Consider the following 10026-nt stretch of genomic DNA (forward strand, 5'->3'; position numbering starts at 1 on the left):
TCCCACACCGGCGAGCCGCCCAGCCGGGCGAACACCCCGCCGAGTGCTCCGGTTAACCCCGTCCGGTCAGCGCATTTACGTAGGAGGACCGCTCCCGCGTGCCCGATGAGCCCCTTGCCGTCCCCCCATACAGACAAGCGGTGGTCCCATGCCGTACCGTTCACCCGGAAGGTGCATCCGTTCTCGCGATGTGAGTGATCTAGACAGTCAGATCATCGCAGGTCGGAGGCACCTTCTTTACTTATGGATCATCAAGGCGAAATTCCGGCTGAATAGCCGAGGCTGAATAAGCCGCAGGCGCCGCCGGCAGGTGACCGGCGCCTGCGAGGAACGCAGACGGCGGGGATCCCACCCCGCGATGCCAGTGTGGCAGGCCGGGGCGGGCAGCTCCTCGTCGTGGCGGTCGACGCTGGTGCCGGCGAGATGCACGGTGCGCGAGCCTTCGACGCGCACGGCACGGGCGGGCTCGCCGACGGCGGGCCGGTCGACCACCGTGCCGGTCAGCATATCCGTGCCGGACGTATTCAAGGCTTTAGCCTTCAAAACAATACCAAGATCTACGTGGCAGGCGGATTTGTTTGCGCGGGCAACACCGCAATACACGCTCGCAGAAATAGGAATCATTCAGCTTTTGCCGGAGAGGGGCGGCGTGCCTCACGCTCACGGTTTCCCACAGTTTCCCAGTGGAAACCGCTGCGGAACCCGCGAGCGCACGCCGTCGTGAGACGGCTGGCACCGCCACCGAAGGAGGTAGCCATGACCACCCCAATGCCGTTTAGATAGTAGTTGATCATGGTTTTCGCTGGGTGGCCGATGGTGCGGGCAAGAGCGTGACGGTCGGTGGTCCTGCGTACCGGATGCCCTTGTCGGAGGGGCGTCGCTCGCGGTAGCTGCTCTTGCGGGAGCGTTTGACGGCTCGTGGGTAGGAGCGGTGGCGGCGGCGTGGGTTCGTGTTCCGTCGGTGCGCGACGTGATGGAGGGCCCGGTTCCAGGTGGCGTCGGGTGGCTCAGGGGGAAAAGGCCGCGCGGTCGGTGACCGAGCGGCGCACGATGCGGACGGTGCCCAGGAACTTGATCCGGTCGGGGTCGATCCCGGCGGTGGTGGCGGCGGTGCAGGTCAGGGTGCATAACGCCCAGTGGGTCAAGAGGTAGGCCCAGATTTCCTGGTAGGCCGACTCTGGGGTGCGGGAGCGGAGGATCCGGCCCGGCCCTCGCAGGTGCGTCTTGAGCTGATCGATGCCGGTTTCGGCCTCCCAGCGATCGTGGTAGCAACGGGCCAACTCTTCGGCCGTGGCCTCGGCCGGGTCGAGAATGCTGGTGATCAGCCGGATGTGCTCGCCCTTGCGGTCGGGCACGGTGTAGTCGACCACCCGGACGATCACCGCGTGCTCGGGGTTGAGGTCTCGTCCCTGGCGGGCGGCCTCGCGCAGCCGATCCTTTTGTGACTGGCGCAGGCCGGCGGGTTTGGTGATGACGGCGAGCCAGGACCCGTCGGCCAGGTCATGCAGCCAGTACGGGCGCAGCCCGGCCTGGACCCGCCACAGCAGATGCGCGCCCCCACGGCGGGCCTCGTTCCAGGCGGGGAAGCTGTAGAAGCCGCGGTCGGCGGTGAGCAGCATCTCCGCGGTCAAGCGCCGATACAGGGAGAAGGCGAGAGTCTGCTCGCCGGCCCAGCAGCCCGCCACATCGGCGGCCACGATGGCGTGGCTGGCGCACTCGCTGATGGCGACCACCCGGGCCTGCGGGAACGCGGTCTCATAACCGCCTGCGCTGTCGCGGCCGAACTCGGCGACGTTGGCCTCGGTGTCGGGCAGATCCAGAACGAACCCGTCGATCGCCATCACCCGCAGGCCGTGCAGCCACGCGCCCAGCGTCGACTCGGTTGCCGCAGGCCGGGCGATCTGCTGGAACACGTCCTTGACCGGCTCGGTTCCCAGGCGCTGGCGGGCTTGGGTGATCGCCCCACGGGTCGGCGCCTGCCAGCGCGCCCCCGGCACCAGGGCCAGCATGCCCGTCAGCTTCTCGGCGACCTCCTCGTAGTCGTCGTCCGGGTAGAGGCACAACGCGATCAGCAGGTAGATGACCACATGCGCGGGGAGTTTGCGAACGCGACGCTCCCGGCATCCGTGCGTGGCGATGGCCGCGTCCAGGGCCTGGCGAGGGATCAGCGATGTCAGCGCTCCGACGGCGATCAGATCCGTCAACCGCCCCGAACTGCCTGTGTCATCCGACAAGATCACCAAACGACCGCTACCAGCAAGATCGCTATCTAAACGGCATTGAGAGACTCTGTCGGTGATCTTCCGGAAGTCCTGCGAACCGAGGGGGTTGATCGCCAGTATCTGGGGGTTGGTGTAGATCGCGAACCTTCGGAGTGACCAGGTGGCCGTTCGTCCTTGCCGTGGTCGGGTAACGCCGGAACTGACTGCGCGGGTGGCTCGCGCGAGCAACCCGCGGGGCACGACGGCGATGTGGGTGCGCGACCATCTCGACGGGCTCTGGAGCGACGAGGACTTCGTCGCATGGTATCCGCGCGACGGGCGGCCGGGACTGTCGCCTGCGCAGTTGGCCACGGTGTCGGTGCTGCAGTTCCTGCTGAACCTGTCGGACCGGCAGGCGGCCGAGGCGGTGCGCTGCCGGATCGACTTCAAATACGCGCTCGACCTCGATCTGGACGATCCCGGCTTTCACCACAGTGTCCTGACCGACTTTCGGGACCGACTCGCCGAAGACGACCGCGCCGATCGGCTGCTCGGCCTGGCGCTGGAACGGATGAAGGCCGCCGGCCTGGTCAGGGAACGGGGCCGGCAGCGCACCGATTCCACGAACGTGCTGGCTGCAGTCCGCGACCTCACCCGCCTGGAGTTGATCACCGAGGCGATCCGGGCGACGTTAGAGGAGCTCGCGCGGGAGGATCCAAGCGTGCTGGACGCGCTGGTCGACGAGCAGTGGGCCAAGCGCTACGGCCGCCCAGTCCGCCTGGTCAGCCAACCGTCCCGACCCGTCGGCCGGTTGAAGGACGCAGGCCAGGACGCGTTCGCGTTGCTGACCCTGCTCCGCGGACGGGCCCGCGGCCGGCACGCGGAGGGCCTGCGCCAGATCTTCCTGCAGAACTTCGTCCCCGACAGTCGAGGCGCCGTCCGGCCCCGATCCGATGACGACGGGTTCCCGCCCAGACGGCTGCGGATCGTCTCCCCCTACGATCTCGAGGCCCGCTGGGGATGCCGGGGCGACAAACGATGGACCGGCTACCTGATCCACACGACCGAGACCTGCGACGACGACACGATCAACCTGGTCACCGACGTCGCCACCACCTGCGCCAGCCGCAACGACAGCACCGCGCTTTCGGGCGTCCACGACCGGCTGGAGCAGCGGAAACTCCTTCCCGCCGAGCACCTGGTCGACTCCGGCTACACCTCCGTGGTCGGCATGCACCAGGCCGCCCGTCGCACCATCACCCTGATCGGCCCGCTGCACACCAACAACTCCTGGCAGCACCGCACCCAACCCGGTTTCTCCCGGGACGCCTTCACCATCGACTACGACCGACGGCAGGTCACCTGCCCCAACGGCAAGACCAGCGGAGACTGGATCGAGCCTCCCGCCCAAGCCCCCTACCTAGTAGTGAAGTTCGACCGCAGGCTGTGTGACCCGTGCGCCGATCGGTCTCGCTGCACCCGCTCCAAAGAGGGCCGCTCGGTGACCTTCCTCCCCCGCGATCTGCACAAACTCCAAGCAAGCAACCGCCAAGACCAGCAAGACTCCGCGTGGCTACGCACCTACGGCTCCCGATCCGGCGTCGAGGGCACCATCAACGAATTCGTCAACGCCCACCGTGCCCGCGACTGCCGCTACCGCGGCCTGGCCAAGACCCACGTCCAGCATGTCCTCACCGCGATCGCCGTCAACGTCGAGCGGCTCCACGCCCACCACGCGCCCGCCGCCCGGCGAAAACGCCCCATCACAGCCTTCCAGCAGTACCTCATCAACCGCGAACTCCCCATCCCCCGCTGGTGGCGGCAAGGCGCGGCATAACCTCCGACACTCAAGATCACCGACAGAGTCGCTCATTGGGGTAGAACCGGCCATAATAGTTCATCCAGCCCGACACGATAGGGTTGATCCACTGTGCCAGGTCCTGCTCGGAGCATGTGTAGTTCATCGGACTCCTAAAGACCCCATGCCACTTCGTGGCGCCCTCGGATAAGTGAAACTTGGGGTGCGTCGCCCGCTGACGTCGTACTCGCTTGGACCTGCGAGGCCGTTCTAAAGACTGACGCTGGAGCCTGCCCGGTAGGTACCCCGGATTGCCGCTACGAGCGCGTGTCACAGCATCTCGATGTTGTCGCGGGTTCCGCGGACGACGCACCTCATCCATCCTCGGGGGCAGAGCACGGAGGCGCAATGGAGGTCGTCCACCCGGCGGTGGCCGGGATCGACGTGCACAAGAAGATCTTATGGGTGGCCATCCGGCTGCCCGGCGAACACCGGCCGTTCGTCCGGAGCTACCGCACCTTCTGGCGGGCGCTGCAGAAAATGGCCGCCGAACTGGTCGAGCTCGGCGTCACCGACGTGGCGATGGAATCGACCGGCGTGTACTGGTGGCCCGTCTACCACGCGCTGGCCCAGACGGGCCGGATCGAGGTCTGCGTGGCCAACGCCGAGCACCTCAAGAGCGTCCCGGGTCGCAAAACCGACATCCGTGACTGCCAGTGGATCGCCGAACTGCACCAATTCGGCCTGCTACGGCCGAGCTTCATCCCCGCTCAGAACGTGGCGGCACTGCGGCACCGCACCCGCTACCGCAAGAAGCTCATCGAGGCCCGCATGAGTGAGGGACAGCGGCTGGCCAAGGTGCTGGAGGACGCCGGGATCAAAATCGACTCGGTCGCGTCCAAACTGCTGTGCATTTCCGGCCGGGACATGATCGAAGCGCTGATCGCCGGAGAACGCGACCCGCACGTGCTGGCAGGCCTGGCCCGCTGAGGTGCCCCGAACCTTCCGGACTCGGACCCAAGTAGGGTCAGAGATAGTCCGGGAAGGAAGCACGTGGCGAAGAAGCCGAGAATATATCCACCTGAGTTGCGGGCCGAAGTAGTCCGGGCCGTCATCGACGACGGGAAGACCCCTGCACAGGTTGCCCGCGATTTCGGGCTGGTGGCAGAGACGGTTCGCAATTGGGTGAAGGCGGAGAAGTCGAAGAACTCTGGTAATACCGACGAGGCCCGCGCCGCCATCGACCGCGCCAGGCTCCAGGAGATGGAACGACGCGTTCAGGAACTTGAGCAGGAGAACGCTTTTCTGAAAAAAGCCGCGGCCTTCTTTGCGAAAGAACTCCCGTAAGCGAGAAGTACGAACTCATTCTCGCTGAGAAGGCCAACTTCGAGATCATCCTGATGTGCCGCCTGCTCGGTGTTTCGAAATCCGGATACTACGACTGGGAGAAGCGCCCGATGTCGGCGACCGAGCAACGGCGCGAGGACCTCAAACTCTTGATTGACTTCGTGTTCGCCGAATCCGGCCGGACCTACGGGTACCGCCGTGTTCACGCGGAGCTCAGGCGTGCTGGCGTCGAGGTGGACGACGAGCTCGTTCGCAAGCTCATGCGCCAGATGGGCCTGGTCCCGGTGCAGGTCAAGCGACGCCGTGGGCTGACGATCGCGGACAGGACCGCAGCTCCGGTCCCTGACCTGGTGCGACGCGACTTCAGCGCAGACATGCCCGGCCAGAAGATGATCGGTGATATCACGCAGATCGATACGGGTGAGGGTGCGCTTTTCCTGGCGACGGTTATCGACTGCTTCAGCAAGAGCGTGATCGGCTGGGCGCTGGACGTGCGATATCCGGCGAGCTTGGTGTGCGCGGCCATCGATATGGCTGCGGCCCGCATTGAGATGCCCGACGGGGCGATCTTTCATTCCGACCGAGGGAGTCAACTTAGGTTCAACCAGTCGTCGCAACGCTGCTGCTCATCAGCAAGTTTAGATGCTCGCTGAAAGCTTCGGCCGGTGTCTTCCACCCGAGGGTCTTTCGGGGCCTGGTGTTGAGCGTGAACGCCACGGCCGCCAACTCTGCGGCATCCCACCGCGACAGGTCGGTGCCTTTGGGAAAGTACTGCCGCAGCAGGCCGTTCGTGTTCTCGTTGCTGCCACGCTGCCAGGGGCTGTGCGGGTCGGCGAAATAGACCCGCACGCCGGTGTCGATACGCAGCTGAGCATGCTGAGCCAGCTCCGTCCCCCGGTCCCACGTCAGCGAGCGGCGCAGTTGCTCAGGCAACCCGGTGATCTCTTTGGTGATGGCGTCTCTCACGGCTTCGGCACCGCGGCCGCCCAGCGCGGGGCCGTTCTTCACGCGCTCCTGGATGCCGTAGCCCTCCATCCGGGGCAGGTGCAGCAGCAAGGTGAACCGGGTCGTGCGCTCGACCAGGGTGCCGATCGCTGATCGGCCGGTGCCGATGATGAGGTCACCTTCCCAGTGGCCCGGGATCGCGCGGTCGTCAGCCTCGGCGGGCCGCTCGCTGATCAGCACCTCGGGGGTCACGTGGCCGCCGGCCTTCTGCCGGGCGCGTGCCCGCGGCACCCGCAGCGCCCGCCCGGTGCGCAGGCAGGCGACCAGCTACCGCTTGAGCGCTCCTCGGCCCTGGATGAACAGGGCCTGGTAGATCGCCTCGTGTGAGATCCGCATGGACTCATCCTCGGGAAAATCGACCTTCAGTCGATGGGAGATCTGCTCCGGACTCCACGAGCTGGTCCAGCGGCGGTTCTGACGCCGGGGTTTGTTACGTCCCTTCCACGGCGCCGTCTGCGGTCCCGCCACCGGCGTGCCGTCCGGGTGGCGGACCTGTCCGGCCAGCCGCTCCTGCACGTACTCGCGCAGCTGCTGGTTGGCCGCCAGTTTGGCGGTCTTCGGCCGCCGGGCCCGCCGTTCGGCGTGCCATTGCGCGACCGTCGCGCGATATTCAACGTCATAGGTCCGGGTCGAGGCGTTGCGCCGGATTTCGCGGGAGATCGTCGATGCCGACCGCCCCAGACGCCGCGCGATCTCGCGCACGCCGACCTTCCGGGCACGGCACAGCGCGATCTCTTCCCGCTCCGCGAACGACAGATAACGGCCCGACACAGTCGGGGCAAGGCATGGTCCCACCCCGCCAGCCTGGCGAAACCAGCGCGTCCCCACCGCCGGCGACACGCCGATCTCCACCGCCGCGTCCTGCGAAGTCAACCCTCGAGCGATCGCTTGCCAGAACCGGACGCGGTCCTGTCGCCAGGCGACACTGGGCCGTCCCGGCGAGGGGATCTGCCCGCGATACAACCGGACAGCCTGCTGCTTCTTGCCCAGACCCATTCGTCAACACCTCCAGCGACGGAGTGTTGCGACGAGCAGTTGAATCCGCCCAATACACGTCGATCGAGTTCGGTGAGACACTCGGCAAGTACGACATCAGGCAATCCGTTGGGCGCACCGGAAGTTGTTTCGACAATGCGATGGCGGAATCGTTTTTCGGTAAACTGAAGACGGAGCTGGTGCATCATCGCACGTTCGCCACGCGTGCCGAGGCGCGGCGCGAAGTGATCAAATTTATCGAGGGGTTCTATAACCGGCGGAGACTTCACTCTGGGTTGGGATATCGCCCGCCTTCAGAAGTGCTAGAGGAATGGTTCGGGAATCTGGCTGCGGCGTGATATAATTTCATTTGGGTCGAGTCCGGAAAATTCGGAGCCCCTCACGCGGCGTCCTGCGGCACAAGCACGAGGACCTGGTCGCGGCCTGCGACGGGCGCTTCACCGACACCCACGCCGCCAGGTGCCGCCTTCATCTGGACGCCTACGACCACACCACCGGCAAGATCGCCGAACTGGATGGCCTGGTCGCCGAAGCCGCCACCGTCTTCGAGCCGGTCATCACCCGGCTGATGACCATCGTCGGGATCGGACGGCGCACCGCCGAGGTGATCGTCGCCGAGACCGGCGCGGACATGTCCCGCTTCCCCACCCCCGAACAGCTGGCCGCCTGGGCCGGGCTGGCCCCCGGCAACCAGGAGTCAGCGGGTAAACGCCGGCGAGCCACCGCCCGTAAGAGCAACAAACACCTCAAGGCCGCCATGGTCGAAGCCGCCTGGGGCGCCTCCCGCACCCGATCCAGGATCGGAGCCCGGCTGCGCCGCCTGGTACGCCGCTTCGGCAAGCAGCACGCCAAGAAGGCCGCGATCGCCACTGCTCACACGCTGCTACGCGTCTGCTGGGTGGTCATGGCCCGAGGCGAGGACTACCGCGAAGACGGTAGCGACTTCTACGACCGGCGCGAAGCCCGCCAGGCCCACTATCTGGCCACCCGCTATCAAAAGACCCTGGAACGCCTCGGCTACCAGGTCACCCTGATCGCACCCGGCCCCGGCCCGGCAAATCACCCCGACCCCGAACAACCACAGGAACCGGCAGTCTGAAACCCCGCAGGTCAGTGGCCGGTCACGCCAGCGCGCCCTCCATCCGTCCGCCAGCTTGCCCGCCGGAATGACAACGGTCGCCCGGCCTCCGGAGGCGGTGGCGACCGAGGTCCCGGCCCAGATCTGGCCCGTTCCCTGGCTGGTGGCTGAAGGATCGTGCTCGAGCTCGAACTCAGCCGTCAGGCTGGCTTCTCCGATGTCGGAGACGGTCGCCGCCAGTTGTGGAGTCAAGGAACTGGTGACGATGGCACCGTTGACGTTCTGCGCGGGTGACATGGCAAGCTCTGTGGCGGTCGGCGGCTGCGCCGACCCGGTGGTGGTGATGGTCAGCGTCGGCGGCGCGTTGAAGTCGGTGTCCTCCGAAGAGGTGAACGCCCGGTAGTTGTCGACGTCCGCCTCGCCGGGCGACTTGAGCACCAGCCCATGATTGGCGGCGCCGGCGGCCCAGTCCTGGGCGATGCCTGTGACGTCCCACTCCATGCTGTCCGGCCAGACCGCACAGTCGGGCGTTGACACCCTTGAAGTTGGTGGAGGCGTCCTCCGTGGTGAAGGCCGGCATGCCGCCCCAGTACAGGTTCTCCGGATCCCAGGCACCGGTCAGCCGGGCGACCTGGATGCCGCGGGCCAGCGCCGTGCCGCAGTTGTGGCTGTCGATGGTGTTCATCGACAGCGTGGCCTTGGTCACCGTGCTGCCTTGCAGGCCGGGGGTGTCGATCTTTAGGTGCGTCCGGGACTTAAAGTAGCCCGCCATAGTGCCGGCCATGATGATCGAGGTGTCCGGCAAGGCGGGCGAGTCGACCGTGTCGTGTGTGGTGACCTCCATGTCGGCGCTGACAGGCAGCGCGACCGCCGCAGCCACCCGCACCGGGTACGTGGTGCCGGCGTCGGCCAGGAACGCCTGGTCAGGCTTGACCACCAGTTCCGTACGACCGCCCTCGCTGACCACACCGTGCCGACCTTGCCACGCTTGGCCAGCGGGAGCCGTCCTTCGCCGCTGCCGTCCGACACGACCGACCGTGTCCCCGTGGCGATCAGCTTGTCGTCCTTGCCCTTGAGCAGCAGGCGGCCGTCCTTGCCCTCCGATAGGGCCAGGCCCTCGTCTTCGACTCCGATCCGCAGTTCCACCGGCTTAGCGGGCCGCTGACGCAGCACCACTTCATGCCGGAACCCGGTCGGCAACGCCGTCACCACCAGGTCGGCACCGGTTCCCGCAGCGTTGGCATAGGTTGCGGTATTGCGATGGATCCTCGGTTTGGGCAGCGGCGTCGGCCAACGGAGGGCGTAGCTGTGCCCGTCAGCACTCATCTTCGCGAACGGGGCATCTCCACCGGCAGAAATCTTCACCTCGACGCCTTGGGCGATCGTACTGGGCCGCCAGATCCCGCCGTCGTCGACCAAAGTGGTGTCGATGGGAACCCACGAGCCCTTCTTCTTCGTCCGTACCGGGCCTGTGGCTTGGGTTCCGCAGATGTGTCTGAGGAAAAGCACACGAATCTAGGTGTTGAGCTGCGGTAACGCATGCTGGAGCGCGTGCGCGGCGTGTTACTAGGGCGGGGTGTTGTTGCTGGTCAGGAGGGGGT

The 10026-nt window shown here is 66.4% G+C and carries 8 protein-coding genes and 2 pseudogenes; 6 read left to right on the plus strand and 4 right to left on the minus strand.

What is annotated here, in order from left to right:
- Positions 1-237: 237 nt before the first annotated feature.
- Positions 238-624, minus strand: a complete 387-nt coding sequence (locus tag ABGA98_RS45410) for a hypothetical protein (protein WP_347624704.1) — start codon at positions 622-624, stop codon at positions 238-240.
- Between the two features lie 383 nt (positions 625-1007).
- Positions 1008-2204 carry an IS4 family transposase gene (locus ABGA98_RS45415; protein WP_347624705.1) on the minus strand — a complete coding sequence of 399 codons (1197 nt, stop codon included), beginning with the start codon at positions 2202-2204 and terminating at the stop codon, positions 1008-1010.
- A 229-nt stretch (positions 2205-2433) separates the two neighbouring features.
- On the opposite strand from ABGA98_RS45415, the gene ABGA98_RS45420 reads away from it, so the two are divergent.
- The 4 genes from ABGA98_RS45420 to ABGA98_RS45435 all read left to right on the plus strand — a co-directional run bounded on the left by ABGA98_RS45420 (position 2434) and on the right by ABGA98_RS45435 (position 5999).
- On the plus strand, positions 2434-4038 hold the full coding sequence (locus ABGA98_RS45420; protein ID WP_347624706.1) for an IS1182 family transposase: 1605 nt from the start codon (positions 2434-2436) through the stop codon (positions 4036-4038).
- A gap of 369 nt (positions 4039-4407) precedes the next feature.
- Entirely contained in the window at positions 4408-4989 is a 582-nt protein-coding gene (locus tag ABGA98_RS45425; RefSeq protein ID WP_347624707.1) for a transposase, read from the plus strand.
- Positions 4990-5052: 63 nt separating this feature from the next.
- Positions 5053-5346 (plus strand): transposase, encoded by a 294-nt coding sequence (locus ABGA98_RS45430; RefSeq protein ID WP_347624708.1) that lies wholly within the window; start codon positions 5053-5055, stop codon positions 5344-5346.
- 17 nt (positions 5347-5363) lie between these two features.
- Positions 5364-5999, plus strand: a complete 636-nt coding sequence (locus ABGA98_RS45435; protein WP_347624711.1) for an IS3 family transposase — start codon at positions 5364-5366, stop codon at positions 5997-5999.
- On the opposite strand, the pseudogene ABGA98_RS45440 reads toward ABGA98_RS45435, so the two are convergent.
- Positions 5947-7347 (minus strand): annotated as a pseudogene (locus tag ABGA98_RS45440) (IS30 family transposase). The gene ABGA98_RS45435 and the pseudogene ABGA98_RS45440 overlap by 53 nt on opposite strands.
- A 98-nt stretch (positions 7348-7445) precedes the next feature.
- Between ABGA98_RS45440 and ABGA98_RS45445 the strand changes: the two are divergent.
- Positions 7446-7685: pseudogene (locus tag ABGA98_RS45445) on the plus strand (integrase core domain-containing protein); the annotation flags it as partial.
- A gap of 11 nt (positions 7686-7696) precedes the next feature.
- Positions 7697-8446 carry a transposase gene (locus ABGA98_RS45450; protein WP_347624709.1) on the plus strand — a complete coding sequence of 250 codons (750 nt, stop codon included), beginning with the start codon at positions 7697-7699 and terminating at the stop codon, positions 8444-8446.
- Positions 8447-8618: 172 nt separating this feature from the next.
- Here the strand turns inward: ABGA98_RS45450 and ABGA98_RS45455 are convergent, their stop codons facing one another.
- A complete protein-coding gene (locus tag ABGA98_RS45455; protein WP_347624710.1) occupies positions 8619-9392 on the minus strand; it encodes a DNRLRE domain-containing protein in 774 nt (257 codons plus the stop codon).
- Positions 9393-10026: the final 634 nt, after the last annotated feature.

Origin of the sequence: Nonomuraea sp. B1E8 (assembly GCF_039871515.1) — a bacterium.
Lineage (GTDB): Bacteria > Actinomycetota > Actinomycetes > Streptosporangiales > Streptosporangiaceae > Nonomuraea.